At 72.9% G+C, this 24,849-nt stretch carries 27 protein-coding genes; 18 read left to right on the forward strand and 9 right to left on the reverse strand.

Going from position 1 to position 24,849, the window contains the following annotated elements:
- Positions 1-253 precede the first annotated feature (253 nt).
- A complete protein-coding gene (locus ACIP4P_RS31165) occupies positions 254-1,654 on the forward strand; it encodes a glycosyltransferase 87 family protein (protein ID WP_350514881.1) in 1,401 nt (466 codons plus the stop codon).
- 164 nt (positions 1,655-1,818) lie between these two features.
- Here the strand turns inward: ACIP4P_RS31165 and ACIP4P_RS31170 are convergent, their stop codons facing one another.
- Positions 1,819-2,235 carry an SsgA family sporulation/cell division regulator gene (locus ACIP4P_RS31170; RefSeq protein WP_350514880.1) on the reverse strand — a complete coding sequence of 139 codons (417 nt, stop codon included), beginning with the start codon at positions 2,233-2,235 and terminating at the stop codon, positions 1,819-1,821.
- 470 nt (positions 2,236-2,705) lie between these two features.
- On the opposite strand from ACIP4P_RS31170, the gene ACIP4P_RS31175 reads away from it, so the two are divergent.
- Together ACIP4P_RS31175 and ACIP4P_RS31180 are read left to right on the forward strand one after the other, a co-directional pair.
- A complete protein-coding gene (locus ACIP4P_RS31175; RefSeq protein WP_400924191.1) occupies positions 2,706-4,163 on the forward strand; it encodes an RDD family protein in 1,458 nt (485 codons plus the stop codon).
- A gap of 140 nt (positions 4,164-4,303) precedes the next feature.
- Positions 4,304-5,062 carry an RDD family protein gene (locus ACIP4P_RS31180; protein ID WP_400924195.1) on the forward strand — a complete coding sequence of 253 codons (759 nt, stop codon included), beginning with the start codon at positions 4,304-4,306 and terminating at the stop codon, positions 5,060-5,062.
- A gap of 32 nt (positions 5,063-5,094) precedes the next feature.
- On the opposite strand, the gene ACIP4P_RS31185 is transcribed toward ACIP4P_RS31180, so the two are convergent.
- Positions 5,095-5,343, reverse strand: coding sequence for a hypothetical protein (locus ACIP4P_RS31185; RefSeq protein WP_350514877.1), 249 nt, complete (start codon positions 5,341-5,343; stop codon positions 5,095-5,097).
- 202 nt (positions 5,344-5,545) lie between these two features.
- On the opposite strand from ACIP4P_RS31185, the gene ACIP4P_RS31190 reads away from it, so the two are divergent.
- The 5 genes from ACIP4P_RS31190 to ACIP4P_RS31210 all read left to right on the forward strand — a co-directional run bounded on the left by ACIP4P_RS31190 (position 5,546) and on the right by ACIP4P_RS31210 (position 10,180).
- A complete protein-coding gene (locus ACIP4P_RS31190; protein WP_400924197.1) occupies positions 5,546-6,244 on the forward strand; it encodes an endonuclease V in 699 nt (232 codons plus the stop codon).
- 95 nt (positions 6,245-6,339) lie between these two features.
- On the forward strand, positions 6,340-6,780 hold the full coding sequence (locus ACIP4P_RS31195; RefSeq protein ID WP_400924199.1) for a hypothetical protein: 441 nt from the start codon (positions 6,340-6,342) through the stop codon (positions 6,778-6,780).
- Positions 6,781-6,809: 29 nt separating this feature from the next.
- Positions 6,810-8,168 (forward strand): hypothetical protein, encoded by a 1,359-nt coding sequence (locus ACIP4P_RS31200; RefSeq protein WP_400924201.1) that lies wholly within the window; start codon positions 6,810-6,812, stop codon positions 8,166-8,168.
- A 151-nt stretch (positions 8,169-8,319) separates the two neighbouring features.
- Positions 8,320-9,426, forward strand: a complete 1,107-nt coding sequence (gene mycP / locus ACIP4P_RS31205; RefSeq protein ID WP_400924203.1) for a type VII secretion-associated serine protease mycosin — start codon at positions 8,320-8,322, stop codon at positions 9,424-9,426.
- A 178-nt stretch (positions 9,427-9,604) separates the two neighbouring features.
- The gene (locus tag ACIP4P_RS31210) at positions 9,605-10,180 is read left to right on the forward strand and encodes a DinB family protein (protein WP_400924206.1); all 576 of its coding nucleotides are present in this window, start codon (positions 9,605-9,607) and stop codon (positions 10,178-10,180) included.
- Between the two features lie 52 nt (positions 10,181-10,232).
- On the opposite strand, the gene ACIP4P_RS31215 is transcribed toward ACIP4P_RS31210, so the two are convergent.
- Both ACIP4P_RS31215 and ACIP4P_RS31220 read right to left on the reverse strand, forming a co-directional pair.
- Positions 10,233-10,673 carry a hypothetical protein gene (locus ACIP4P_RS31215; RefSeq protein ID WP_400924208.1) on the reverse strand — a complete coding sequence of 147 codons (441 nt, stop codon included), beginning with the start codon at positions 10,671-10,673 and terminating at the stop codon, positions 10,233-10,235.
- Between the two features lie 514 nt (positions 10,674-11,187).
- Complete coding sequence (locus tag ACIP4P_RS31220; protein ID WP_400924210.1) at positions 11,188-11,784, reverse strand: hypothetical protein; 597 nt, start codon at positions 11,782-11,784, stop codon at positions 11,188-11,190.
- 333 nt (positions 11,785-12,117) lie between these two features.
- Here ACIP4P_RS31220 and ACIP4P_RS31225 point away from each other — a divergent pair, with 333 nt between their 5' ends.
- Positions 12,118-13,131 (forward strand): hypothetical protein, encoded by a 1,014-nt coding sequence (locus tag ACIP4P_RS31225; protein WP_400924212.1) that lies wholly within the window; start codon positions 12,118-12,120, stop codon positions 13,129-13,131.
- Positions 13,132-13,233: 102 nt separating this feature from the next.
- Here the strand turns inward: ACIP4P_RS31225 and ACIP4P_RS31230 are convergent, their stop codons facing one another.
- Positions 13,234-13,827 carry an isochorismatase family protein gene (locus ACIP4P_RS31230; RefSeq protein WP_400924214.1) on the reverse strand — a complete coding sequence of 198 codons (594 nt, stop codon included), beginning with the start codon at positions 13,825-13,827 and terminating at the stop codon, positions 13,234-13,236.
- Positions 13,828-14,108: 281 nt separating this feature from the next.
- Entirely contained in the window at positions 14,109-15,425 is a 1,317-nt protein-coding gene (locus tag ACIP4P_RS31235; protein WP_400924216.1) for a nicotinate phosphoribosyltransferase, read from the reverse strand.
- Positions 15,426-15,565: 140 nt separating this feature from the next.
- Between ACIP4P_RS31235 and clpS the strand changes: the two genes are divergently transcribed.
- The 7 genes from clpS to ACIP4P_RS31270 all read left to right on the forward strand — a co-directional run bounded on the left by clpS (position 15,566) and on the right by ACIP4P_RS31270 (position 20,448).
- Positions 15,566-15,859: an ATP-dependent Clp protease adapter ClpS gene (gene clpS / locus ACIP4P_RS31240; protein WP_400924218.1), complete on the forward strand. Its 294-nt coding sequence runs from the start codon at positions 15,566-15,568 to the stop codon at positions 15,857-15,859.
- A gap of 84 nt (positions 15,860-15,943) precedes the next feature.
- Positions 15,944-16,519, forward strand: a complete 576-nt coding sequence (locus ACIP4P_RS31245; RefSeq protein WP_400924220.1) for a DUF2017 domain-containing protein — start codon at positions 15,944-15,946, stop codon at positions 16,517-16,519.
- A 231-nt stretch (positions 16,520-16,750) separates the two neighbouring features.
- Positions 16,751-18,193: an amino acid permease gene (locus ACIP4P_RS31250; RefSeq protein ID WP_400924222.1), complete on the forward strand. Its 1,443-nt coding sequence runs from the start codon at positions 16,751-16,753 to the stop codon at positions 18,191-18,193.
- Between the two features lie 103 nt (positions 18,194-18,296).
- Positions 18,297-18,728, forward strand: a complete 432-nt coding sequence (locus tag ACIP4P_RS31255; protein WP_350514863.1) for a M67 family metallopeptidase — start codon at positions 18,297-18,299, stop codon at positions 18,726-18,728.
- 139 nt (positions 18,729-18,867) lie between these two features.
- Positions 18,868-18,987, forward strand: coding sequence for a putative leader peptide (locus ACIP4P_RS31260; protein ID WP_317621128.1), 120 nt, complete (start codon positions 18,868-18,870; stop codon positions 18,985-18,987).
- 121 nt (positions 18,988-19,108) lie between these two features.
- Positions 19,109-19,387, forward strand: a complete 279-nt coding sequence (locus ACIP4P_RS31265; protein ID WP_350514862.1) for a MoaD/ThiS family protein — start codon at positions 19,109-19,111, stop codon at positions 19,385-19,387.
- 92 nt (positions 19,388-19,479) lie between these two features.
- Positions 19,480-20,448: a PLP-dependent cysteine synthase family protein gene (locus ACIP4P_RS31270; protein ID WP_400924225.1), complete on the forward strand. Its 969-nt coding sequence runs from the start codon at positions 19,480-19,482 to the stop codon at positions 20,446-20,448.
- Between the two features lie 22 nt (positions 20,449-20,470).
- On the opposite strand, the gene ACIP4P_RS31275 is transcribed toward ACIP4P_RS31270, so the two are convergent.
- On the reverse strand, positions 20,471-20,929 hold the full coding sequence (locus tag ACIP4P_RS31275) for a type II toxin-antitoxin system PemK/MazF family toxin (RefSeq protein WP_400924227.1): 459 nt from the start codon (positions 20,927-20,929) through the stop codon (positions 20,471-20,473).
- 189 nt (positions 20,930-21,118) lie between these two features.
- Here ACIP4P_RS31275 and ACIP4P_RS31280 point away from each other — a divergent pair, with 189 nt between their 5' ends.
- On the forward strand, positions 21,119-21,307 hold the full coding sequence (locus ACIP4P_RS31280) for a MerR family transcriptional regulator (protein ID WP_400924229.1): 189 nt from the start codon (positions 21,119-21,121) through the stop codon (positions 21,305-21,307).
- A gap of 238 nt (positions 21,308-21,545) precedes the next feature.
- Positions 21,546-22,292: an MBL fold metallo-hydrolase gene (locus ACIP4P_RS31285; RefSeq protein ID WP_350514858.1), complete on the forward strand. Its 747-nt coding sequence runs from the start codon at positions 21,546-21,548 to the stop codon at positions 22,290-22,292.
- Between the two features lie 22 nt (positions 22,293-22,314).
- Here the strand turns inward: ACIP4P_RS31285 and ACIP4P_RS31290 are convergent, their stop codons facing one another.
- Together ACIP4P_RS31290 and ACIP4P_RS31295 are read right to left on the reverse strand one after the other, a co-directional pair.
- Positions 22,315-23,601, reverse strand: coding sequence for an LLM class flavin-dependent oxidoreductase (locus tag ACIP4P_RS31290; protein ID WP_400924232.1), 1,287 nt, complete (start codon positions 23,599-23,601; stop codon positions 22,315-22,317).
- Positions 23,598-24,722 carry an LLM class flavin-dependent oxidoreductase gene (locus ACIP4P_RS31295; protein WP_400924235.1) on the reverse strand — a complete coding sequence of 375 codons (1,125 nt, stop codon included), beginning with the start codon at positions 24,720-24,722 and terminating at the stop codon, positions 23,598-23,600. The genes ACIP4P_RS31290 and ACIP4P_RS31295 overlap by 4 nt, the downstream gene beginning before the upstream one ends.
- Between the last annotated feature and the right edge of the window lie 127 nt (positions 24,723-24,849).

Consider the following 24,849-nt stretch of genomic DNA (forward strand, 5'->3'; position numbering starts at 1 on the left):
GACCCCGGACGGCGCTAGCGTCGGTGGCACCGGTCACGTCGGGCCGCCCGGGCACGGCCGCCCGGGGAGGTCGCCCAGCGGCGTCCGCCCGCACGAAGACCGCCCCGACTGCCCCGTCCGCCCGTGCCCAGCCCGCAGCCGGGCACGGTCGGCCGGGGCCCTTTCATCACTGTGCGTAGTCGATCGCGCCCAGGACGGGACCGGTCGCATCCGGTATCGTCGCTGGTTGGCCGAGCGGTGGACGGAGTGGACAGTGACAGCGGTGCAAGACGAGCGCAGCCAGGTACGGACCGTACCCGCCCCGGCGCCCGCCCCCCTGTCGGACCGGCTGCGGATCGCGCTCGGTGCCCCCGTGCGCGCCCTGCGTGAGGCCCCCCGCCGGCCACTGCTGGTCGCCTCCGCCATGGCCCTGCTGTCGCTGCTCGTGTACGCAGTGGTCCGTCACTTCGTGCACACCTCGATGGTCGACATGGTCGTCTACCGGGCCGAGGGCGCCGCCGTCGCCAACGGCACCGACCTGTACGCACTGCGCGTCACCGAGTGGAACCTGCCGGCGACCTACCCGCCGTTCGCGGCGATGCTGTTCGTCCCGACCACCTGGTTCCCGATCCCCGTCCTCCGCGTGCTGATCACTCTCGGCAACCTCGGACTGCTCGCGCTGCTCGCCCACCTGTCCTTCAAGCTGGTCGGCTGGCCGCGCCGCGAGCTGCGCCCGATCGGCGTGGTGCTGATCACCGGCCTCGGTGTCTGGCTCGAACCCGTCTTCACCACGCTCCGCTACGGCCAGATCAACCTCGCGCTGGCCTGCCTGGTCCTCTGGGACCTCACCCGCTCGGACGGGCACCGCAGCAAGGGCATCGCGATCGGCATCGCCGCCGGGATCAAGCTCACCCCCGGCCTGTTCGCCGTCTACCTGCTGCTCACCGGCCGGGTCCGGGCCGCCTTCACGGCCGGCCTCACCTTCCTCGGCACCTTCCTGCTCGGCGCGCTCTTCCTGCCCGACGCCACCTGGGGCTTCTGGACCAAGTACCTCTACGACTCGTCCCGGGTCGGCAAGACCGAGATCGTCGACAACCAGTCGCTGCGCGGCGCCTTCGCCCGGCTGCTGCACTCCGCCGACCCCGGCGTCATCGCCACCCTCGGCGCCGGGTTGGTCGCCCTGGCCGGCCTCGCCGTCGCCGCCTGGGCCGTCCGCAGCAGCCGCTGGCTGCCCCGGGCCGAGGCCTGGGGCTTCTGTGTCACGGCCGTCACCGCCGTGCTGATCTCGCCGATCAGCTGGACCCACCACTGGGTCTGGTGCGTGCCGGTGCTCGTCCTGCTCGCCGCCGAGGCCTCGGTCGAGCACGCCCGCCCGGCCGGCGTCCGCCGGCTGCGGTGGCGGGCCGCGTTCTGGGCGACCCTGGTCGCCTTCCTGTCCTTCGCGATGTGGGCGGCCAAGCCGATCGGCACGGCCGTGCTCCACATGTCACCGCTGCGGCAGCTGCCGACCTCGGTCTATCCGTGGGTCGGACTCTGCTTCCTGCTCGCCGCCGCCATCCGGATAAGGGCCCGGCGGCGCTCCGCCGGCGCCCCGCTGGTCCGGCTGCCCGGACAGCGCGACGGCGGCGGCCCGGACGCCGCCCGCGGTCGTCAGCAGGCCCCCGCGGCCCGCTGAGCCGGCGGGGGCGCCGTCGCTCCTCCTGCTGCTGTCCCTGGTCCCGTCGTTCATCCGTGCGTCGTCGATCCGCTCGTCGGTCATCCGCGCGTCGTTGATCCGCTCGTCGGCGTGCCGGAGCTCCTGGACGTGCCAGTGCACGCTGCGGCGCACGACCGGCACGCCTACGCGAGCAGCTCGGCGAGCGAGCCGTCCATGTCGAGGGCGGACAGCTCGCTGCCCGGCGGGACCAGCCGGTGCGCCCGCTCCAGCCAGGCCGCGACGACCGGCAGCGGCGCCTCCAGCAGCGCGTCCCCGGCGGGCGAGCTCAGCGCCAGGCACAGCACGCTGCGCCGGCCCGAGCGGGTCGGCCAGATCCGCACGTCGCCCTGGCCGCACGGGCGGAAGGTGCCCTCGACCAGCAGCTCGCGGGCGAACACCCAGGTCACCGGGGAGCCGGTGTCCAGGTGGAAGGTGATGTAGACGGCGTACGGGTCGTGGCTGCCGTAGGTCAGCCGGGCCGGGACGGGGACGCTGTGCTCCGGGGAGAGCACCAGGTTCAGCTCCAGCTCGTGCTCCACGACGCTGACGGGGCGGTCCATGATCGTCTTCCTCTCTGCCTTGGGTTCGTGCCCGGTTCCGGGCTCCTTGACCTTTGAGAGGGCGGACCGCGCCGGTTCTTACACACGTTTCCGAGATTTCTCGGGGAAGTTTCGCCAGGGGTGGTGAACAGCCCGGAGCGCGGCGCGCGGGTGTCGGTCGCGCGCCCGTATCCCTACCTCGGGAGGCCCTCCGCTGTCCGGGGAATCGTTAACTTCCCGTCGGCACTCCGGCGAGGTACTACCCTTTGTGACTGTCCGGCGACTGTCCGCCTCCGGTGGCGCCCCCCTGCGCACCGGGCGTCCGCGGGCGTCCGTCCCGAGTTCCGTCCCGTTCTGTTGCGAGTTCCGCTCCGACCGGACTTCGACCCGATGTGCACCGATGCGACGCATCTTGACCCGTTCAGATCTGCTGAGGCCCGGTCCCCGATCCCCATCGGCCCTCGTCAGGACCTGACAGGAGAGAAGACCCCATGACGGACCGCCCCTTCGCCGCCGACGGCGACCCGGCCGTCGCACCCGAGCCCGGCTACTACCCCGACCCCTCCATCCCCGGCTTCGTCCGGTACTGGGGCGGCTCCGCCTGGGTGCCCGGCACCAGCCGACTCGCTCCCGCCGAGGGCGAGGTGCTGGAGCCGCCCCGGTTCGCCGCCCGGCGGTCCGCCCCGGACGTGGCGGCGGCGCGGGCGGTGCCGCCTCCGGTGGTGGTGCCGGTGCCCGCGGCCCGGTCGGACTCGCCGCTGCCGGTGTCGTCGGCGGTGGCGGCGTCGGTGTCGTCGTCGGTGCCCGTGCCGGTGCCCCTGGTCGCGCAGGAGCCCGGACCGGTGCCCGGGCGGGCGGACCGGGAGGCCCCGGGCTCGGGTGACACCGGACCGGTGTACCTCGACCAGACCACGGGCGGGGCGTCCTTCGTGGTCGGGCCGAGGGTGGCGGAGGTGATCGGCGGGCCGGTGTTCCGCACCGTCGAACCGGTGGTCGAGGAGGACCCCGGGGCGGCCGCGGTGTCCGGGGTGCCGGGCGGCTCCGGATGGCAGGCCGATCCGCGGGCGCAGCGGGGCCTGATGGAGACCGGCGGGGCACCGCACTGGGTGTCCTGGGGGGCGCTTCCGGGGGCGCTCGACCAAGAGGAGGGGCGCGCGGAGCCGGAGCGCGCTGCGGTTGCCGTCGAGCTGGCCGCGGCCGTCGCACCCGTCATGGCGGTGGCGGTCCGCGAGGTGCCGGCGCCGGTCGTGGCCACGGCGGCCGCCGCGGTGGCGCCGACGGTCGGGACGGAGGTCGAACCCGAGCCGGTCCATACGTCGGCCTCGTCCGTCCCGACCGCCTCGTCGGCCCCGGCGCGGACCCGGGCGACCGCGACCCCCGCCCCCACCCCCGCCGGCGCGCTGCCCGTGGTGCGCCCGGCCCGGGAGGCGCCCGTCCGGCACCGCCCGGCGGCCCGGGTGCCCGCCGGGCCGGGCCGGCGGCTGGCGGCCCGGGCGGTGGACACCGCGGTGCTGCTGGTGGTCGCCGTCGCCGCCGGCATTCCGCTCGGCGGCTCGGTCGCCGACCACCTCCAGGAGAAGCTGGACCAGGCCAGGATGGCCAGCTCCCTCACCCGCCGTCAGGTGCAGGTCTGGCTGGTGGACGACGTGGTGCTGGCCAAGCTCGCCGCCCTGGTCGGCATCCTGGTGTTCGTCAGCCTGGTCTACGAGGTGCTGCCGATCGCCCGGACCGGCCAGACCTTCGGCAAGCGGCTGGCCCGGATCCGGGTGGTGGACGCCGCCGCTCCCGGCGGCCGGACCCGGCTGAGCCTCGGTCGCTCGCTGCTGCGGTGGGCCGTCCGGCAGCTCGGTGTGGTGCTGCTGCTCGGCCTGGTCTGGCCGCTCTTCGATCGTCCGGCGCGGCGCGGCTGGCAGGACCGGGCGGCCCGGACGCGGGTGGTCCGCGACTGAGGGGCGGCGCGACCCCCGGCCCGCCCCGAGGGCTGCGGCCGTCGGTACCGCCCGCCGATCGGGCTGCGGATCCCGTCGGCCGATGGCAAAACGGACAGAATGTCCCAAAGCTTGAGAATGTGTGATGTTCTACTCGGGGGATGAGCACCCACGACCCCTCAGGCCCCCAGCCGGAGGGGGGCGGTCAGCCCTCCTTCGACAAGCAGCCCCCCGCCCCGGGCGGCGGCACGCCGGAAGGCGAACCGCCGCGCCCCACCCCGACCGGCACCCCGGCGGACGGTCCTCCGGATGTCCCTTCCGGCACCCCGGCCGACGGCCCCGGCGCCTACCAGGGAAACTACGGCGGAACGACCCCCGGTCAGGACCCGTACGGCCAACCGCCCCACGGCGGCCAACCCCACGACCAGCCCCCGCCCGGCTACGGCGCGGGCCCCGGCCCCTACGGCACCGCCACCGGCGGCCCCGTCCCCGGCATGCCGCCGATCGGCACCTGGCCCAAGCGGATCCTCGCCCGCCTCATCGACTACGTGCTCATGCAGGCCGTCGGCGTCATCGTCGTCGGCCCCTTCGTCGACCTCAGCACCCGCCAGGGCACGACCGAGGCCTTCTGGCTCGGCTGCGCCATCTACCTCATCTACGAGGCCCTGATGCTCAGCCGGGACGGCCAGACCCTCGGCAAGAAGGCGATGAAGATCCGGGTCGCCATGCTGGTCGACGGCAACCCGCCCACCCAGTCCGCGGCCTGGACCCGGGCCGCCGTCTACATCCTCCCGGCCGTGCTCTGCTGCGCCGCCCTGTGGTGGATCGTCGACGGCCTGTTCGGCGTCTTCGACAAGCCCTACCGGCAGTGCCTCCACGACAAGGCCGCCAAGACCGTCGTGGTCACCACCGAGATCTGAGGCACCACGGCGGGACGACGCCCGGCAGCGGATCAGCGCGGCCGGGCGTACTCGCGCCCGGCCGCGGCCGGGGAACCCCCGGGACGGCCGGCCGCCGCACCGGAACGGGCGGAGACGGACAGCGAGAGCAGCGTCACCACGGTGCCGAGCGCCAGCGCGAAACCCACCAGCACCGCGACCTCCAGGACGCCCGCGGCGCCCGAAACGGCCAGCAGTGCCACCGTGGTGGCGACGACGGTGAACGAGCCGAGGCAGAACTGGGCGGCGGACGGACGTGGCATGGCGGGGGGTCCTTCGCACGTCGGGGGGAACGGGCGGAACTGGAGCCGGTGCCAGAAGCCTTACCCGGCAAGGGAGTTCGGTACGACCAGGCTAGCCCGGGAGTCCGGGGGCACAGGGGGCGCACGGGCTCACCCCGGGGTCGGCCGCCCCCTCGGTACGGTGGAGCCCGTCCGACACCACACCGACCGGGGGAAACCGACCGTGCCCATCCCCGCCGACTGGCCCACCACCGAGGCCCAGGCGCTCGCCGAACAGGAACGGCTGCGGCCCCTCGTCCGGGCCCAGGACGACGACACCCCGGCCCGGCTGATCGCCGGCGTCGACGTCGCCTACGACGACGACCACGACCTCGTCGTCGCCGCCGCCGTCCTCCTCGACCGGGACACCCTGGACGTCGTCGAGGAAGCCACCGCCGTCGGCCGGATCGCCTTCCCGTACGTCCCCGGACTGCTCGCCTTCCGCGAACTCCCCGCCGTCCTCGACGCACTGGCCGCCCTCACCCGCACCCCCGACACCGTCGTCTGCGACGGCTACGGCCTCGCCCACCCGCGCCGCCTCGGCCTCGCCAGCCACCTCGGCGTCCACACCGGACTCCGCACCCTCGGCGTCGCCAAGACCCCCTTCACCTTCACCCACCACGAACCCGCCCCCGAACGCGGCTCCTCGACCCCGCTCACCGACCCCGCCACCGGCGAAGAGGTCGGCCGCGCCGTCCGCACCCGGCCCGGCGTCAAACCCGTCTTCGTCTCCGTCGGCCACCGCATCGGCCTCGACACCGCCGTCCGCACCACCCTCGACCTCGCCCGCCGCTACCGCCTCCCCGAGACCACCCGGCACGCCGACTCGCTCTGCCGCCGCGCCCTCGCCGAAGCCCTCCGCACCAGGACGCCGACGAACTGACCGTGCACCGGGCGGGATCCGGGCCCGGTGTGTTAGACATGACGAACCGGGGCCCGGCCCCGACCACCAGGAACGGACGCACGGGGGGCGCCGCCATGGGAACAGGGACCGGCTCGACCGGCGGAGCCAACCAGGGCTACCGGGTCGAGGTCGAACAACTACGCACCTTCGCCGGCCAAGTACGGCTGCTGCTCAGGGAATTCGAGAAGGACGCGAACGGCAACACCGCCCACGGCCGCACCGGCCTCGGCAAGACCGCCTTCGGCACCTTCGCCGAGGCCACCGAGATCCACGGCCGCTACGGCACCATGCGGGACGCCCTGCGGGACGTCCTGAACCAGCTCCAGAGCGCCATCGACGAGGCCCAGCACAACGCCGACCTGACCGCGACCAACTACGAGGAGCACGACCACCACGTGAGCCGGAAGCTCAAGCTGTCCGACGACGGCTGGTCCGTCGCCCAGCCCTCCGCCACCAGCGAGGTCGCGTACCAGGCCAACCAGGTCCCGTCCCAGCACGGCAACGCCACCATCTGACCCGTCGCCCGACCGGAGGTGAACCACCCGTGGTCTACACCGACTTCACCAAGTACAGCCACGCCGATCTCCGCAAGATGGCCCAAGCCCTCGACCCCGGAGCGGTGATGGCCGCCGGCGACCCCTGGCGCAAGGCGGCGACCACCCTCAAGGAGATCCGCAAGACCCTCACCACCGCCAGCACCGAAGCCGCCACCGCCTGGGACGGCACCACCAGCGACTCCTTCCACACCTCCATGCTGACCCTCGCCGCCAACATCAACGAGGCCGCCGCCTACGCCAACGACGCGGCCAACACCCTGCACAACATGTCCGAGGCGATGGCCACGGCGAAGCGCACCATGCCCGAGGAACCGGGCAGCTGGGACCAGTTCAAGGACAAGGTCGGCGACTTCTTCAGCAGCGAGGACGACCACATCCAGCTCACCGACCGCAAGAAGGCGGAAGCGGCGGCGGTCATGCAGACCCTCGCGATGCACTACCGCATCGCGACACCGGCCCTGAAGGCTCCGCCGATGCCGGGTTCCAAGCAACGGGTGAGGGTTGACGATCCTGATCCGGAGACGCAAAGCGACCCGAGCGGGGCGGCAGCGGCAGCAGTTGCGATGGTGTCCGGTGTCTCGTACGGGACTGGGGGAGTACCGGGACGGGTGACGAATGGCTCCCGGCGTCCGAGCTCCTCCGCGTCTTCGATGACGGCTCGCTCCGTGCCGAGGAGTATGGCTGCCCTGACCGACACAGGGATCAAGGGGGGTACAGCTCAGACCCCTCCGAAGCCGTCGACCACAGCGGGTCGTAGCCCCGAGGCAGGCATTGCCGGGACTCCGGTGGCCCGCCCGAGTGGAAGTGTGCCGAGCCCAGCTGCCACCGGGACTCAGACATCCGGCCTGAACACCACGTCCTTCCAGAACAGGCCGATCGCTGGTGGCAACGCTCCGACGACCGTCACCCCTGTGGAATCGGCTGTACAGGGCACACCCGTCGGGACCGGCGTCGTACAGGGCAAACCAGGTTCTGCAGGCAAGGATTCTCTTGGCAGTGCGATGCCGCTGGAGGGGAGAGGTCCCGGTGCGGTGTCCGGAGCCAAACAGGCGGGCGGCTCTGTGGCCCGGCCTGGCGGCGCCGTTCGCGAGACGCCGCTTCCCGGTGCCGGAGCGCGTGGCAAACAGGCCTTCACAGAGGGAGGGTCCGGTCTCGGGGCACGGAACCGCCTGAGCGTCGAATCCGAAGCCCGTGGCAGGGGCGCAATTGCGCCCGGGTTGCCGATGGGTGAAGCACAGCGTCGCAAGAAGGAGCGGGGGAATGGTGGCAAGCGCCCGGACTACCTTGTTGAGGACGAGGAGACCTGGGCGTCGGATAAGCCGGCCAATCCGAACGTGGTGGAATGAGTCCGGTCCGCAATTGGGCGGGCAATCTGATCGTTGAGTGGGGTGACCGGTTTTGGCGCGTGGTACGGCGGTCCTTGTCGCTGGGGCATTGGTTTGGGCCGCCGTCGCACCGGCAGCGTCGGCTGATCAGATCAGGGAAAATCAGTGGGCCTTGACGGCCTTCGAGGCCGATTCCAAGGTCTGGCCGGTCAGTCAAGGCGACGGGGTGGTCGTCGGGGTGATCGACACTGGGGTGAACGAGGATCACCAAGACCTGACTGGGCAGGTACTGCCGGGGGCCGACTTCTCCGGCGGCAATACGGACGGTCGTGTGGACAGTGATGGGCACGGAACCGGCATGGCGAGCCTGATCGCGGGACACGGGCACGGTGCACAGGCAGGGGTGATGGGCCTGGCGCCGAAGGCGAAGATCCTGCCGGTGAAGGTGGGGACGGACGGCGATGGCACTAGTGGTCAGCCGAGCCTCGACCCTCAACAGCATGATCTGGCAGATGCGATCCGCTTCGCGGCCGACCACGGCGCGAAGGTCGTCAACATTTCCCTCGCAGGTGACTCCCGCTTCGATTCGAATCTGCGAAAGGCCGTCAACTATGCGGTCTCGAAGGATGTCGTGTTGATCTCCGGTACAGGCAACACCGGGGCCGAGAAGGACGTTCAGTATCCAGCTGCTTTCCCAGGGGTGGTGGCCGTGGGAGCGGTGGATTCCAAGGGGGTCGCGTGGGAGAAGTCCACAGCCGGCCCCGAGACCACGCTTGTTGCGCCCGGTGTGGGTATCTACCGCGCTACGGCAAAATCCTCGACGGATTACGACCGTAGAAGCGGTACATCGGATGCCACGGCCTACGTCTCGGCCACTGCGGCTCTCATCCGGTCCAAGTACCCGAACCTCTCGGCGGGGCAGGTGATTAATCGAATGATCAAGTCGGCAACTCCTCCGGCCAACGGCACCGTGGTGCCCAACAACCACTACGGCTACGGAACCGTGGACCCGGCCAAGGCGCTGGAGCCGAACCCTGCCGTGGACAGCGGACCGACGGAGAATCCGTTGGTGAAGCGGCCGGAGTCGAAGGGCACGCCGCAGATCGACGAGGACAGCGATCCCACGGACCAGCCCACCGTCGCCCCCGAGGCCAACGCTGGTAGCGGCAACGGTGACGGCACCGGTCTGGTCGTCGCCGCCGGGGTGGCCGGGGCCGTGGTGGTGGGGGCTGCGGTGGGTGCGGTGGTGGTGCGGCGGCGGAGGCGGCTGGGGCAGTGAGTGCTGAGCCAGTCCTCGATGGCTAGGTCGAGCCGGTGGGGCCGCGCAGGGTGGCAGCGCGTCCAGGGGGTGCGTGGCGGATCGTTCACTGTCTGGCGGGCGGGCCTGGCGGCATTTCGGTGTTCGCTGGCGTTCGGGCTGCTGGTGGGGCCGGGGCGGGGCGGCCATGCTGGTGCCCATGAGTACTCCGGAGAGCCCCGTGACCCCCGCCGACGCCGACGACGCGATCGTCCCCGACACCAAGGACTGGACCTGGGTGCTGGAACGCCCTTGCCCCGACTGCGGGTTGGACACCCCGAAGGTGGCCGTCACGGACGTCGCCGGGCTGGTGCGGGCCAATGCGCGGAGTTGGCAGGCGGTGCTGGCGGGTGACGGGGAGGGGCTGCGTCGGCGGCCGCGTCCGGAGGTCTGGTCGGACCTGGAGTACGCCTGTCACGTTCGGGACGTCTTCCGGCTGTTCCTGGTCCGGCTGGGGCTGATGCTCGATCAGGACGGCGTGCTGTTCCCGAACTGGGACCAGGACGAGACGGCGGTCGCGGGGCGTTACCGGGAGCAGCGGCCGGAGGCGGTGGCCGGGGAGCTGGCGGCGGCCGCGGAGGCGCTGGCGGCGGCGTTCGACGCGGTGTCGGGGGAGCAGTGGCAGCGGACCGGGGTCCGGAGTGACGGGGCGCGGTTCACGGTGGGGTCCTTCGCCCGCTATCTGGTGCACGACCCGGTGCACCACCTGTTCGACGTGACGGGCGCCCGGGCCTGAGGCCCACAAGCCGGAGCCGGGCCGGAGCCGGGCCTGAGCCGGCCCCGCGGCTTCACCAGCCGGAGGCCTCGTGGAGCATGGTGCGCCGGAGCCGTCCGGCGACGCTCGCGGTGTCGGTGCCGATGACGTCGGCGATCTCGGGGGCGGCCAGGCCGACGACGTAGTGCAGGATCGCCAGGTCGTCGTCGGCGGGGTGGCGGTCGGGGGCGACGGGCTCCTGCCGGGTGTGTTCGGCGACGGTGCCGCGCAGGATCTGCCAGGCGAGCGCGGTGGGGTTCGGGCTGGTGAGCAACTCCCGCCATTGGACGGCGATTTCGGCGAACGCCTGTTGTACGGCGATGGCCGCTTCGGCGGACTCGGTGAGCCACACCCGGGCGTAGCTGAGGTACCGGGGGCGGTGGAGTTCGCAGAAGGCCGCGAACTCCAGTGGCACGTCCTCCGGTTCGCCGGGCCCCGGGGGAGGTCCGACGTCGCTCGTGTGACGGTTGGTCATCTCGTCTTCTCGGAAAGGGAGATGGGTTTCTGACGGTCGATCATCTGTGCTCACTCTACGGTAGGCCCTCGGTGCGCTGGGTGACCAATCCGATGGAATGCCCGGAACCCGTCGCCGCCCGGCCGGTTCGGGTGGCGGCCGGTGCGACCCGGCGGCGGTACTGCCGGTGGAGGCCGGTGGAGGGCTGGTCGAGAGGCGGTCGAGGGCCGGTCGGGGAGCGTCGCGCAGGTGCTGCGGGGGACGTAGATGCGAGCGTGTCGCAGCTGGTCAGAGGCTGTAGGAGGGTGCTGGTCGCAGGGCGGTCGAGGTGCCACCGTAGGGCCTGGCGGGGCTGGCGTCCACGCTCAGGGCGCGAAGCCGCGTCCGCACAACCGTCCGCGCAACCGCACTCACGATGGGGGTTGCGCCGGGGCGGGTCGGGATGGGCCGGGATGGGTCGGGGCGGGCGGGTCGAGTGCGCCCCGGAGGCCGGCGGCGACCGGGGCGCGGGTCGGGGCGGGGTGGTGCCGCCCGGTCAGGGGTTCGGGCGGGCCTCCGTGGGGGAGATCCGGTCGTCGGCGGTGCGGCCGCGCTCGACCTGGGCGGGGAAGGACTCGACGGCCCGGCGCCGGGCCAGTTGGGCGGCTGCCGCGGCGGCGACCGCAGCTGCGGCAGCGGCTCCTGCGGCGGCCTCCTCGCGCTCGCAGCGGTGGCCGACCGGTGCACCGGTGGCGTGCGCGCTGCCCGGGTGCGCCCCTCCGGTGTGCGTCGCGCCCGCGCGCGCCCCCGCCGCGCGCCGCCGGCGACCGAGTTCGATCCGTTCGGCGTGTTCCTCGGCCGCCTGTCTAGCGGCCAGGTAGGCCTGCACGGCTGCCATGCCGTAGACCGGTTGGATGAGCTGGTGGCCCTTGAAGAAGGGTCTGGCCGGGGCGAATCCGGCGGCGACCACGAGGTCGCGGATCTCTGCTATCTCGGCCTCGCTCCGGGCGGTGAAGCGGACCTCCCAGCCCTTCTTGTACGTATGGCCCTTTTCACCGCTGCGGCGGGCCGGGTCCGGGCGGCGGACGTATCCGGGCAGACGGCCGAGGCGGAGCTGGGCCGCGCGGAGGCCGGCGGTCTCGTCACGTGACATGACGTAAGCCTAGGCAATCCCAGGGGTGCGATTGACGCTCCGAGGGTCCCTCGCCGTATGCCCTTGATCACTCTGGGTCAGGCGACCAGGTCGACGATCGTTTTCGATCAGATCCGATAGCCATATGAGCGGCATTTACTCCAAATGAGTGAGGGTATGAGGACTTTAGTGCGGGCTGATCCCGGTTTCGCGACGGTTGCGTAACAGTGCGTCAGGCTGTGTCGCGCAGCTCGCGGGGGTTGGGGATGGTGGGCGCATGAGCGAGCGCAGCGAGCTGGTCAGCAAGAGGTGCGCACGGGCGGACGCCCCTGCCGAGGGTAGCGGGGTGGCGGCATGACCTACCGGATCCCCGCGCCGCCGCCGTCCCTTGAGGAGCTGGCGAAGCGTCAGCAGAACGTCGTCACCGCGAGTCAGCTGCGCGCCCGGGGCGTGCCGGCCCGGGTCATCACCGAGCACTGCCGTCGGGGCGGCCCCTGGCAGCGACTGCTGCCCCGGGTCTACCTGCTGCAGTCCGGGGAACCCACCCCGGAGCAGCGGATGTGGGCCGCGCTGCTGTACGCGGCGCAGAACGGCCGGGAGGAGGGTCGGCGCGAGGGGGCGGTGATCACCGGTGCGGCGGCGTTGGCGCTGTACGGCTTCGCCGCCGTGCCCCGGCTGCCCGCGGTGACCGGGGTGGACGTCCTGGTGCCCCGTCAGCGTCGACTCAAGGACGCCGGCGAGGTGCGGATCCGGCGCACCGAGCGGGAGTTGGTGGCGCGCTCGGTGCACGGGCTGGCCTGCGCGCCGGTCGCCCGGGCGGTCGCGGACGCGCTGTACGAGTGGACCGTGGACGGGGGCCCGGGGGGCGCCCCGGCGCCGGTGCGCGAGGTGCTGCGGGAGGCCGTCGCCCGGCCGGAGAACCGGTGCACGGTACGGGAGTTGGCCACCGAGCTGGTCGAGTGCGGACTGACCGAGGAGCCCCGGGTGCGCGCGGCACTGGACGAACTCCTGGCCGCCGAGCGGGAGTTCGTCCTGGAGCGGGTCGACCGGCTGGTGGACGAGTGGCTGTTGCCCGCCCCGCTGGCGGCGCCGGAACTGCGGATGCGCGGCGGCACCTACATCGGTGTCCCGGACCTCTACTGGCCCGAGCAGGGCGTCGCGGTGGAGGTGGACTCCGACCTGCGCTGCGTCAGCGAGGGCGAGGCCGCCTGGGTGCGCGGCGGCCAGCACCGGATGGAGTACCTGGGCATCCGGGTGGTGTACGTCTCCGGCGCCCGGTTGGCCGCCGATCCGGAGGCGGTCGGCGGCGAGCTGCGCGAGGCCTACCGGGCCGGCGGGACGGACGTGGTGGAGCTGCTGGTGGTCTGAGCCGGTCTGGGACCGGCGTCACAGGAACGGTCTCACGGGACCAGCGTGACGGGACCAGCGTGACGGGACCGGTGTCACGGGACCAGCGTCACGGGACCGGTGTCACGAGGACCGGACCACCGGCGCGCCGACCAACTCGACCCCGGCCGCCCGCAGTTCCTCCAACGCGGCGGTGGTGGTCGCCGGCGCCACCCCGGCGGTGAGGTCCAGCAGCACCCGGGTGGTGAAACCGGCCCGCGCGGCGTCCAGGGCGGTGGCCCGGACGCAGTGGTCGGTGGCGATGCCCACCACGTCGACCTCGTCGACCTGCCGCTCGCGCAGCCACTCCACCGGGCCGCGGTCGTTCTCGTCCAGCCCCTCGAAGCCGCTGTACGCCGCCGAGTAGGCGCCCTTGTCGAAGACCGCCTCGACCGCCCCGGAGATCACCGCGGGCGCGAAGTTGGGGTGGAAGCCCACGCCCTCGGTCCCGGCCACGCAGTGCACCGGCCAGCTGGAGACGTAGTCCGGCTCGGCGGAGAAGTGGTCGCCCGGGTCGATGTGGTGGTCGCGGGTGGCGAGGATGTGGTGGTAGCCGGGGGAGGCCTCGGAGATCAGGTCGGTGATGGCGGCGGCCACCTCGGCGCCACCGGCGACGGCCAGGCTGCCGCCCTCGCAGAAGTCGTTCTGCACGTCGACGACGATCAGTGCCCGGTGCATGGCTCGCATCCTCGGATGTGGGGGCGGTGCGCCCCGGTGGTGGGGTCCTCGCGGAGGCCGGCCGGCGCGGGAGGAACTCCAGGGGAACTCTACGGCTGACTCTAGGGAGTGGCGCGCGGGGGCGGAAGGCTTGGGGCGGCTCTTCGACCTCCCGCCCGCCGGGCGGGGACGGGGCCCGCCGCCCGGCGCCCGCCGCCGGTCCGTCCCGACGTCGACCACGCGCCGGGCGGGCGTCGACCACGCGCCGGGGGCGGCCCGGTCGATCGGCCCGGTCGAGCGGCTCAGTCGATCAGCTCGGTGGGGATGACCGGGTCCCCCTTGGACAGCTGGGTGGCCGACAGCGGCAGCGCCGCCCGTGCCCGGACGTGCCGTTCGCGGGCGGCGGTCAGTGGCTCGCGCCCGACCGTCTCGCCGGCCAGCACCAGCGGGACCTGCACCAGGTGCGGCCGCAGCTCGTCCGGGACCGGCCCGGTGCCGATCACCTCGGCCTCGGCCACACCCTCGGCGTCGGGGCGGCGGGCGGCCCACTTGCGGCCGCCGATGCTGGTCTTGCCGCCGGCCGCGCGCTTGGCCACCGGCACCAGCGGGCCGTCCGGGGTCTCGGCCCGGGCGACCAGCTTGTAGACCATCGCGCAGGTCGGGTGGCCGCTGCCGGTGACCAGGCTGGTGCCGACGCCGTAGCCGTCCACCGGGGCGGCGGCGAGGGCGGCGATCGCGTACTCGTCCAGGTCCGAGGTGACGATGATCCGGGTGTTCTCGGCGCCGAGTTCGTCGAGCTGACGGCGGACCCGGTGGGCCGCCAGGATGAGGTCGCCGGAGTCGATCCGGACCGCGCCCAGCTCGGGCCCGGCCACCTCGACGGCGGTGCGGACGGCCTCGCGCAGGTCGTAGGTGTCGACCAGCAGGGTGGTGCCCTTGCCCATGGACTCGATCTGGGCCCGGAAGGCGTCCCGCTCGCTGTCGTGCACCAGGGTGAAGGCGTGCGCGGAGGTGCCGGTGGTCGGGATGCCGTGCAGGTAGCCGGCCTCCAGGTCGGAGGTGGCGGCGAAGCCGGCCACGTAGGCGGCCCGGGCGGCGGCGACGGCGGCCTGCTCGTGGGCCCGGCGGGCGCCCAGCTCGATCACCGGCCGGCCGCCGGCCGCGGCGGTCATCCGGGAGGCGGCGGCCGCCACCGCGGAGTCGAAGTTGAGGATCGACAGGATCACCGTCTCCAGGATCACCGTCTCGGCGAAGCTGCCCTCCACGGTGAGCACCGGCGAGCCGGGGAAGTAGACCTCGCCCTCGGGGTAGCCGTGGATGTCGCCGCGGAAGCGGTAGTCGGCGAGGAACCGCAGGGTGTCCTCGTCGACCACGCCCTGCTGGGACAGCCAGTCCAGTTGGGCGGTGTCGAAGCGGAAGTTCTCCACGGCGTCCAGGACCCGGCCGGTGCCGGCCATGACGCCGTAGCGGCGGCCGCCGGGCAGGCGTCGGGTGAACACCTCGAAGACGGAGCGGCGGTGCGCGGCCCCGCTGCGCAGGGCGGCCTGCAGCATGGTGAGCTCGTAGCGGTCGGTGAGCAGCGCGGTCGACCCGGCCGCGCGCACTGAAGTGGCGTCCATGAGGATGATGCTACTACCACTTAGCGTCAGTTTGACGATTTCTCACGGCGCGACCCGGGCCGGAATCGCCCGGGTGTCCCCCGGATGGCAGCATGGGGCGTGAGGAACCGTGGACGAGTGTGCAACGAGGAGGCCCGTCGGTGAGTGTCGCGCCCGTGAAGATCGAGCGCCCGGAGGTCGAAGGACAGCCGGTGGTGGAGCCGGACACGCCGTGGGTGACCATCGTGCACAACGACCCGGTCAACCTCATGAGCTACGTCCAGTACGTCTTCCAGGCCTACTTCGGCTACCCGAAGGACAAGGCACGGAAGCTGATGATGGACGTGCACACCAAGGGTCGCGCGGTGGTCTCCAGCGGCTCCCGCGAGGAGATGGAGCGGGACGTCCAGGCGCTGCACGGCTACGGCCTGTGGGCGACGCTGCAGCACGACTGACCGCCCATCCGGCGGACCAGTGACTGACCGCCCGCCCGTGGGGCGGCGCGGCCGAAGACGACGAAGACGGGCTGACCGATACAGATGGCTGGGTTGTTCGAGAGCACCGGCGATGGCGGCGCGGCGATCGCGCTGGACGAGGTCGAGGCCTCCATCCTGCGCTCGCTGGAGGTGCAGATGCTGGAGCTGATCGGCCCCGGCCCGGGCGGGCACGGGGACGACCCGCTGGCGGCGCTGTTCGCCGAGGGCCCGACCGAGGCGCCCGCCGACCCGGCGCTGGCCCGGCTCTTCCCCGACGCCTACGGCGATCCGGCCGCGCCGGCCGACGACGAGGTGCGGGCCGCCTCGGCCGAGTTCCGCCGCTACACCGAGCTGGACCTGCGGGCCCGCAAGCGGGACGACGCGCTGCAGGTGGTCCGCTCGCTGGACGGCCTCGGCGGTGCCGGCGGGGTGCTCAAGCTGCCCGCCGCCGACTGCCCGCGCTGGCTGGGCGCGCTCAACGACCTGCGGCTGACCCTCGGGGTGCGGCTGGAGGTCGCCGAGGAGGACGAGCAGGGCCTGTACGAGCTGCCGGACGGCGACGAGCGCAAGCCGCTGGTGATGGCCTACCTGTGGCTGGGGGCGCTCCAGGAGTCGCTGCTGGAGGCGATCACCGACTGACCGCGGACCGGTGGCGGAGCCGATCGTTCCGCTCTGTCCGGCGATCCTGCCCGCTTTCGGGCAAGCCCCGGCCGTTTCGTCCAGCATGTGGACGATCAGCCGGGGCATTTTCGCATAAATCGGGCAAAACGTAGCAGGTCATGCTCAAATATCGCTCAGATGAACACCGGTATCCGGATCGTGCGTGGTACGACTTCTCCCCACAAACGAGACCCACCCAGGACGGTGACCATGGCCGAGCAGACCTTCGACGAGGTGGTCGACCCGAAACCGGACGAGGAGGGCTACGAGCGCGGGCTCGGCAGCCGCCAGATCCAGATGATCGCCATCGGCGGCGCCATCGGCACCGGCCTGTTCCTCGGCGCCGGCACCGCGATCTCCAAGTCCGGGCCCAGCCTCATCCTCTCCTACGCGGTGGCCGGCCTGGTCATCTTCGGGATCATGCGCGCCCTCGGCGAGCTCCTCACCTACCGCCCGGTCTCCGGCAGCTTCGCCGAGTACGCCCGGGAGTTCCTCGGCCCCTTCGCCGGCTACGTCACCGGCTGGACCTACTGGCTGTTCTGGGTCGTCACCGGCATGGCCGAGACCACCGCCGCCGCCGTCTACGTCAAGTTCTGGGCACCCGACATCCCGCAGTGGGCCAGCGCGCTGACCTTCCTGGTCATCCTCTACGCGGCCAACCTGATCTCGGTGAAGCTGTTCGGCGAGATCGAGTTCTGGTTCTCCATGGTCAAGGTCACCGCCATCATCGGCATGATCCTGATCGGCATCGGCGTGCTCACCCTCGGCTTCAGCAAGGCCGGTGACACCGCGTCGATCACCCACCTGTGGTCGGACGGCGGCTTCTTCCCCAAGGGCATCGGCGCCACCGTGATGACCCTGCAGATCGTCATGTTCGCCTACCTCGGCGTCGAACTCGTCGGCGTCACCGCGGGCGAGAGCGAGAACCCCGAGAAGACCCTGCCGCGCGCCATCAACACCCTGCCCTGGCGCATCGCGCTGTTCTACATCGGCGCCCTGACGATCATCCTCGCGCTGGTGCCCTGGCGGGAGTTTCAGCCCGGCGTCAGCCCGTTCGTCGCCGCCTTCGGCAAGATCGGCATCCCGGCCGCGGCCGGCATCATCAACTTCGTGGTGCTCACCGCCGCGCTCTCCTCCTGCAACTCCGGGATGTACTCCACCGGCCGCATGCTGCGCGACCTCGCCCTGCGCGGCCAGGCCCCCGGGCAGCTCACCAAGCTCAACCGCCGCCGCACCCCCGCCTTCGCGATCACCCTCTCCTGCCTGCTGATGGGCGCCGGCGTGGTGCTCAACTACCTCGTCCCGGCACGGGCGTTCGAGTACATCACCTCGGTCGCCACGGTCTGCGGCCTGTGGACCTGGGCGATGATCCTGATCTCCCAGATCCGCTACCGCAAGGCCTGGCAGGCCGGCCACCTGCCGCCGCCCACCTTCAAGGCGCCCGGCGGCGCCTGGGTCAGCTGGGCCGCCCTCGCCTTCCTCGTCCTGGTCGTGGTGCTGATCGCGCTCGACAAGGACAACCGGATCTCGCTGTACGTCTTCCCCTTCTGGGCGCTGCTGCTGGTGATCGGCTACCAGGTGCTCAAGCGCCGCAACCCCCAGGCCGCCCACGGCACCGCCCACGACCACCTGCACGCCCGCAAGAACGGCTGACCCCGGCCGCTCCGGGAGACCTGGCGACCGGGTGGCGGACACCCGGCGACCGGGCCTCGGACGCCCCGGCGGACAGCCGCCGGGGCGTGGCATCCTGACCGGCATGCTGACCATCACCCGAGAAATCCGCGACCGGATCGTGGCCCACGCCCGCGCCGACCACCCGGACGAGGCCTGCGGCGTGGTCGCCGGACCGGCCGGCAGCGGCCGGCCCGAGCGCTTCATCCCGATGCTCAACGCCGCCCGCTCGCCCACCTTCTACGAGTTCGACTCGGGCGACCTGCTCAAGCTCTACCGCGAGATGGACGACCTGGACGAGGAACCGGTGATCGTCTACCACTCGCACACCGCCACCGAGGCCTACCCCTCGCGCACCGACGTGAGCTACGCCTCCGAGCCGTTTGCCCACTACGTCCTGGTCTCCACCGCCGACGGCAACGGCCCGGACGACCCCTACCAGTTCCGCTCGTTCCGCATCGTGGACGGCGAGATCACAGAGGAAGACGTCCAGGTCGTCGAGGCCCACCCGGCCTGACCCGCACCCACCCGGACCGGGCCCGCCGACCCGCCGCGCGCGATCGGCGGGCCCCCGCCGTCTCAGCATCGGAAACAACAACATCCGGATCCTGGGACGGGCATGTCCGAGCGGGCCCGGGAATCTATACGATGAGCCCATGCGTTCCGTCGATGTGAGCAACCAGGCCCCGGGCACCCGCCTCGTGGCGCGCCTGCACATCGACCTGTGCCGGCACGCCGGCGCGATCTGTCCCGGCACGCCCGCGCGCTCGCGCTGAGAGCCGCCCCAGCCCACCCGGGCCCCACCGCCGAACCGGCGGCGTCGAGCCCCGGGCACCCTCCGCCCCGCCGCGCCCGCTGCGGCCCACCCACCTCCACGACTCGCACAGGAGCGCACCCATGGCCATCGAGGTCCGCATCCCGACCATCCTCCGCACCTACACCGACGGCGCCAAGGCCGTCGAGGGCAACGGCAGCAACCTCGGGGAACTCTTCACCGACCTCGACGCCCGCCACCCCGGCATCGCCGCCCGCCTGGTCGACGGCGGCGAGCTGCGCCGCTTCGTCAACGTCTACCTGAACGACGAGGACGTCCGCTTCCTGGAGGGCATCTCCACCGCCCTCGCCGACGGCGACAGCGTCACCATCCTGCCCGCCGTGGCCGGCGGCGCCCGCTAGGCCCTGCCCGGCCGATCAGCTCCCGGCTCCCCCCGCCCGGCGGCGGGGGAGCCGCCCTCCTCACCCTCACCGCCGTGGCCGGAGGCCCTCCCTTGCGATACGACAGTCCGCTCGAAGCCGTCGGCAACACCCCGCTGGTCCGCCTGCCGCGGCTGTCCGCCGCCGTCCCCGGCAACGACCGCGGCCTGGTGACCCTCTGGGCCAAGCTGGAGGACCGCAACCCCACCGGCTCGATCAAGGACCGCCCGGCGCTGCACATGATCGAGCGTGCCGAGGCCGACGGCCGGCTCACCCCCGGCTGCACGATCCTGGAGCCCACCAGCGGCAACACCGGCATCTCGCTCGCCATGGCCGCCAAGCTCAAGGGCTACCGGATGGTCTGCGTGATGCCCGAGAACACCAGCGAGGAACGGCGCGAACTGCTCCGGATGTGGGGCGCCGAGATCATCCCCTCCCCGGCCGCCGGCGGCTCCAACACCGCCGTCCGGATGGCCAAGGAGATCGCCGCCGAGCACCCCGACTGGGTGATGCTCTACCAGTACGGCAACCCGGACAACGCGGGCGCCCACTACGCCACCACCGGCCCCGAGATCCTCGCCGACCTGCCGACCGTCACCCACTTCGTGGCCGGCCTCGGCACCACCGGCACCCTGATGGGCGTCGGCCGCTACCTGCGCGAGAAGGTCCCCGGCGTGCGGATCGTCGCCGCCGAGCCGCGCTACGACGACCTGGTCTACGGGCTGCGCAACCTCGACGAGGGCTTCGTGCCCGAGCTGTACGACGCCGAGGTGCTGACCACCCGCTTCTCGGTCGGCTCCGCGGACGCCGTCCGCCGCACCCGTGAACTCCTCCAGCAGGAGGGCCTCTTCGCGGGCGTGTCCACCGGCGCCATCCTGCACGCCGCGATCGGCGTCGGCCGCAAGGCGGCGGCCGCCGGGGAGCGCGCCGACATCGTCTTCGTGGTCGCGGACGGCGGCTGGAAGTACCTCTCCACCGGCATCTACACCGCCGAGACCACCGAGGCGGCGGTCGAGGCGCTGCAGGGCCAGCTCTGGGCCTGAGTCCCGACCGGCCCGACAGGGCCTAGCCCAGGACCTGCTGGGCCCGGGTCCAGACCTGGCGGTCCAGCGTGCCGGCCCGGCGGCGGAAGGCGGACAGCGGCACCTCGCGCAGCTCGTCGGTCTCCAGCCAGCTGGCCCGGCCCTGCCGGTCGCCGACCGAGCCGGGCGGCAGCGCCAGCACGCCCGGGCGCTCGGCGTGGTGCTTGCTGGTGATCTTCGCGACGGTGGCGGTCCGGCCGTGCACCCGCAGCACCAGGCAGGGGCGGTCCTTGGCGCCCGGGCCGTCCTCGAACGGGACCTCGGCCCACCAGATCTCCTGCGGCTCCGGGCGGGCCCCGCGGCTCGGGCGCGAGCGCGGCCCGGCGGGGCCGGTCGGACCCGTCGGGCGCGGCGCCGGGCGGGTGCGCCGCACCAGCGCGCCCGCGACGGCGGCCAGCACGGCGACGCCCGTGACCAGGAGGACAATCCAGATGCCAGTCATGCGGCGAACCGTACCGGGCCGGTGGTGAACGCCACCACCGTGGCCGCCGTGACGGTTGGCCATTTGTCCGTGGGTTGCTCCCGGTTCGTCACGGAACCGCCACGACGCCCGTTCCGTCACCCTCGCCCCGGTGCCGCCCGGAAAGGCTGCCTCACGAACGTCCGCCCCCGTCCCCCCGGAGGTGCTTTCGTGAACAGGCACGAACTCTGGTCGTACGCCGAGATCGCCCGGCACATCAACGTCCAGCCCGAGACCGTCCGCAACTACCGGCGGCACGGACTGCTGCCCGAACCGGACGTGGTCGACGGCAGCGGACACCCCCGCTGGTACCCCGGGACCATCCGCGACTGGGCCCGCAACCGGCCCCGGCACCGCTGAACCCACGGCACCGCCCCCGCCCCCGCGGTCTGGGTGATTCCAGCCACAGCCCGGCACGGGGACGGGGGCAAAGTGCCGGTCCGCCCTTACCCTCGACACACCAACGCAGTGCTACCGGCCGGACCACCGGCCCGGCCTGCCGTTTTCCATGCCGTTTTCACGCTGTTCCCCGTGCCGCTCCACCGACACGGGGAGCGGCCCAACAGCAGCCAGGACGTGTCGGGGCGGAGGGGCTCGGATGAAACTGACCGTGGTGGGGTGCTCGGGGAGCTTCCCGTCCGCCGACTCGGCCTGCTCCAGCTATCTGGTCGAGGCCGACGGCTTCCGCGTGGTGCTGGACCTCGGCAACGGCGCGCTCGGCGCGCTGCAGCAGCACACCGGCCTCTACGACGTCGACGCCGTCCTGCTCAGCCACCTGCACGCGGACCACTGCGTCGACCTGTGCGCCTACTGGGTCGCCCGCAACTACCGGGCCGAGGGCTGCCCCGAACTCCTCCCGGTGTACGGGCCGACCGGCACCGCGGCGCGGCTCGCCCGGGCGTACGACATGCCGGAGAACCCCGGAATGAAGGAGGTGTTCGAGTTCCGCACGCTCACCCCGGGCAGTTTCGGGCTCGGCCCGTTCCGGATCACCGTCGCCCAGGTCAACCACCCCGTCGACGCCTTCGCCTTCCGGCTGGAGCACGCCGGCCGCTCGCTGGTCTACTCCGGCGACACCGGCGAGTGCCCCGAACTGGTGGAACTCGCCCGCGACACCGACCTGTTCCTCTGCGAGGCCGCCTACCTGGACGGCCGCGACACCTTCCAGGCCGTCCACCTCAACGGCCGGGAGGCGGGCGAGCACGCGGCCGCCGCGGGGGCGCGCCGACTGGTGCTCACCCACATCCCGCCGTGGACCGACGCCGAGCACAACCGCCGCGACGCCGCCGCCGCGTACCCCGGCCCGGTCGAGCTGGCCCGGCCGGGCGCGGTGTACGAGCTCTGAGCCGCCGCCCGGGAGAGGGCACCTACCGCCGCCCGGGCACCGGCAGGCCGAGGTGGTCGCGCAGGGTCGGGCCGGTGTAGTCGGTCCGGAAGACGCCGCGCTCCTGGAGCAGCGGGACCACCCGGTCGACGAACTCGTCCAGGCCGCCCGGGGTGAGGTGGGGGACCAGGATGAAGCCGTCGGCCGCGTCGTGCTGCACGAAGCGGTCGATCTCCCGGGCGACGGTGGCGGGGGAGCCGATGAAGGACTGCCGACCGGTGACCTCGATGACCAGCTCACGGCTGCTCAGCCCCTTCTCGGCGGCGAGGGCCCGCCAGCGGGCGGCGACGCCCACCGGGTCCGCGATCCGGACCCGGCCCTGGACCAGGGCGCTGTCCGGATCGGGGTCGACGGTCGGCAGCGGGCCGTCCGGGTCGTGGTCGGACAGGTCGATGCCCCAGACCTGTTCCAGGTGGTTGATCGCGGTCTGCGGGCCGACCTGGGCCCGGCGGACCTCGGCGGCGCGCTCGGCCGCGTCGGCGTCGGTGTCGCCTAGGACGAAGGTGGCGGCCGGCATGATCTTCAGCTCGTCGGGTTTGCGCCCGTACGCGGCCAGTCGGCGCTTGACGTCGGCGTGGAAGGCCCGGCCGTCCTCGAAGTGGGAGTGCCGGCTGAAGACGATGTCGGCGGTGGCGGCGGCGAACTCCCGGCCCTGGTCGGAGTCGCCGGCCTGGATGACCACCGGGTGGCCCTGCGGCGGGCGGGGCAGCGAGAGCCGGCCCTCGACCTCGAACTGCGGACCGCGGTGGCGGACGGTCTGCTCGCCCGAATCCCAGAACTCCCTTGCCAGTTGGACCGATTCGGCGGCCCGGGTGTACCGGTCGGCACGGTCGAGGTAGCCGCCGCGGCGGAAGTTCTCCCCGGTGAAGGCGTCCGAGGAGGTGACCACGTTCCAGGCCGCCCGGCCGCCGGAGAGGTGGTCCAGGGAGGCGAAGCGGCGGGCGAGTTCGTACGGTTCGTTGAAGGTGGCGTTCACCGTGGCGGCCAGGCCGATCCGTTCGGTGACGGCGGCCAGCGCGTTCAGCACGGTGATCGACTCGGGGCGGCCGACCACGTCCAGGTCGTGGATGCGGCCGTTGGTCTCGCGCAGCCGCAGGCCCTCGGCGAGGAAGAAGAAGTCGAACCGGCCGCGCTCGGCGGTCTGCGCGAGGTGGCGGAAGGAGCTGAACTCGATGTGGCTGCCGGAGGCCGGATCGCTCCACACCGTGGTGTTGTTGACGCCGGGGAAGTGGGCGGCGAGGTGGATCTGCTTGAGCGGACGGTCCGTCATCGGGTCACCTCGGCGAGGGCGGCGCGGGCGGGGGATTCGGCGGGGGACTCGGCAGGGGACTCGGCGGGTGCGGCGGCGTAGCGGCTCGCCGGGCGGGCCAGACCGAGGTGGTCGCGCAGGGTGCGGCCGGGGTAGCCGCTGCGCAGCAGCCCGGTGGCGCGCAGGGCCGGGGCGATGCGCGCGGCGAGGGCGGCGAGGTCGCGCTCGGCTGCGGCGGGGACGAGGTGGAAGCCGTCCACGCCGGTGCCGGTGGCGCTGAGTTCGGCGAGCAGCCGCTCCTCGGCGGCCCGGTCGGGCAGGGCGATGTCCAGCCGGGCGAGGATGCGCAGCTGTTCGCCGGAGCGCAGCCGCAGTTCGGTGGCGGCGGTCAGCCGCGCGGCCCGGTCCGGGGCGTCCAGCAGCACGACGTCGGCGTACCGGATCGCGGTGTCGACGCGGGCCCGGCCGTCGGCCGGGGCGTCCCGGGCCAGGTCGGCGGCGGCCACCGGGACCACGACCACCGGGCGGCCCTGCGGCGGGCGCGGGGTGATGGACGGCCCGCGGACCGAGAAGTGCCGGCCCTCGAAGTCGACGTAGTGCAGCTTGTCGCGGTCGACGAAGCGGCCGGTCGCGGTGTCGCGGATCTCCGCGTCGTCCTCCCAGCTGTCCCAGAGCCGGGCGGCGACCTCGGCGGCGTCGGCCGCCTCGGCCCAGAGCTCGTCCGCGGGGGCGACCGGGCGGCGGCCGAAGGCGCGGGCCTCGGCCTCGGTGTCGGAGACGCCGACCAGCCAGCCGGCCCGGCCCTCGCTCACCCAGTCCAGGGTGTTGAGCGAGATCGAGGTGTGGAAGGGCTCGGTGTGGGTGGTGGTGACGGTGGGCACCAGGCCGATCCGCGAGGTCAGCGGGGCGATCCGGGCCAGGGTGGCGAGCGCGTCGGGGCGGCGGGGTTCGGCGGTGAAGGAGTCGTCGAGGGTGACGAAGTCCAGGGTGGCCCGCTCGGCGAGGCGGGCGAGGCCGGTGTAGTGGGCGGCGTCGAACCGGCCGGGGTTGGCGGCGGGTTCGACGGCGGGGCTGATCGTGGCGTCGGTCGTGGCGACGATCGTGGCGTCGATGGCGGCGGAGAGGTGCAACTGGCGGGGCATGGCGAGCCTGACTTTCCTCGTGCGGATGCGCCGCCGCGCCCCGGTCGGTGCGGGTGCGCGGTCGCGCGGTGACGGCCTGCGGACGGGCGGGACCCGTGCGGGCGGAGGGAGGAGGCCGGTGCCGGGC

It is taken from the genome of Kitasatospora sp. NPDC089509 (assembly GCF_044749365.1).
Lineage (GTDB): Bacteria > Actinomycetota > Actinomycetes > Streptomycetales > Streptomycetaceae > Kitasatospora.

Bases quoted from the DNA above. Each gene is read 5' to 3' on its own strand.
- ACIP4P_RS31180 (WP_400924195.1), top strand. From the start codon at position 4,304: ATGAGCACCCACGACCCCTCAGGCCCCCAGCCGGAGGGGGGCGGTCAG.
- ACIP4P_RS31220 (WP_400924210.1), bottom strand. From the start codon at position 11,784: ATGTCACGTGACGAGACCGCCGGCCTCCGCGCGGCCCAGCTCCGCCTC.
- ACIP4P_RS31275 (WP_400924227.1), bottom strand. From the start codon at position 20,929: ATGACTGGCATCTGGATTGTCCTCCTGGTCACGGGCGTCGCCGTGCTG.
- ACIP4P_RS31210 (WP_400924206.1), top strand. From the start codon at position 9,605: ATGAGTACTCCGGAGAGCCCCGTGACCCCCGCCGACGCCGACGACGCG.
- ACIP4P_RS31250 (WP_400924222.1), top strand. From the start codon at position 16,751: ATGGCCGAGCAGACCTTCGACGAGGTGGTCGACCCGAAACCGGACGAG.
- ACIP4P_RS31195 (WP_400924199.1), top strand. From the start codon at position 6,340: ATGGGAACAGGGACCGGCTCGACCGGCGGAGCCAACCAGGGCTACCGG.
- ACIP4P_RS31290 (WP_400924232.1), bottom strand. From the start codon at position 23,601: ATGACGGACCGTCCGCTCAAGCAGATCCACCTCGCCGCCCACTTCCCC.
- ACIP4P_RS31175 (WP_400924191.1), top strand. From the start codon at position 2,706: ATGACGGACCGCCCCTTCGCCGCCGACGGCGACCCGGCCGTCGCACCC.
- ACIP4P_RS31235 (WP_400924216.1), bottom strand. From the start codon at position 15,425: ATGGACGCCACTTCAGTGCGCGCGGCCGGGTCGACCGCGCTGCTCACC.
- ACIP4P_RS31185 (WP_350514877.1), bottom strand. From the start codon at position 5,343: ATGCCACGTCCGTCCGCCGCCCAGTTCTGCCTCGGCTCGTTCACCGTC.
- ACIP4P_RS31265 (WP_350514862.1), top strand. From the start codon at position 19,109: ATGGCCATCGAGGTCCGCATCCCGACCATCCTCCGCACCTACACCGAC.
- ACIP4P_RS31260 (WP_317621128.1), top strand. From the start codon at position 18,868: ATGCGTTCCGTCGATGTGAGCAACCAGGCCCCGGGCACCCGCCTCGTG.
- ACIP4P_RS31245 (WP_400924220.1), top strand. From the start codon at position 15,944: ATGGCTGGGTTGTTCGAGAGCACCGGCGATGGCGGCGCGGCGATCGCG.
- ACIP4P_RS31225 (WP_400924212.1), top strand. From the start codon at position 12,118: ATGACCTACCGGATCCCCGCGCCGCCGCCGTCCCTTGAGGAGCTGGCG.
- ACIP4P_RS31295 (WP_400924235.1), bottom strand. From the start codon at position 24,722: ATGCCCCGCCAGTTGCACCTCTCCGCCGCCATCGACGCCACGATCGTC.
- ACIP4P_RS31170 (WP_350514880.1), bottom strand. From the start codon at position 2,235: ATGGACCGCCCCGTCAGCGTCGTGGAGCACGAGCTGGAGCTGAACCTG.
- ACIP4P_RS31215 (WP_400924208.1), bottom strand. From the start codon at position 10,673: ATGACCAACCGTCACACGAGCGACGTCGGACCTCCCCCGGGGCCCGGC.
- ACIP4P_RS31285 (WP_350514858.1), top strand. From the start codon at position 21,546: ATGAAACTGACCGTGGTGGGGTGCTCGGGGAGCTTCCCGTCCGCCGAC.
- ACIP4P_RS31230 (WP_400924214.1), bottom strand. From the start codon at position 13,827: ATGCACCGGGCACTGATCGTCGTCGACGTGCAGAACGACTTCTGCGAG.
- ACIP4P_RS31255 (WP_350514863.1), top strand. From the start codon at position 18,297: ATGCTGACCATCACCCGAGAAATCCGCGACCGGATCGTGGCCCACGCC.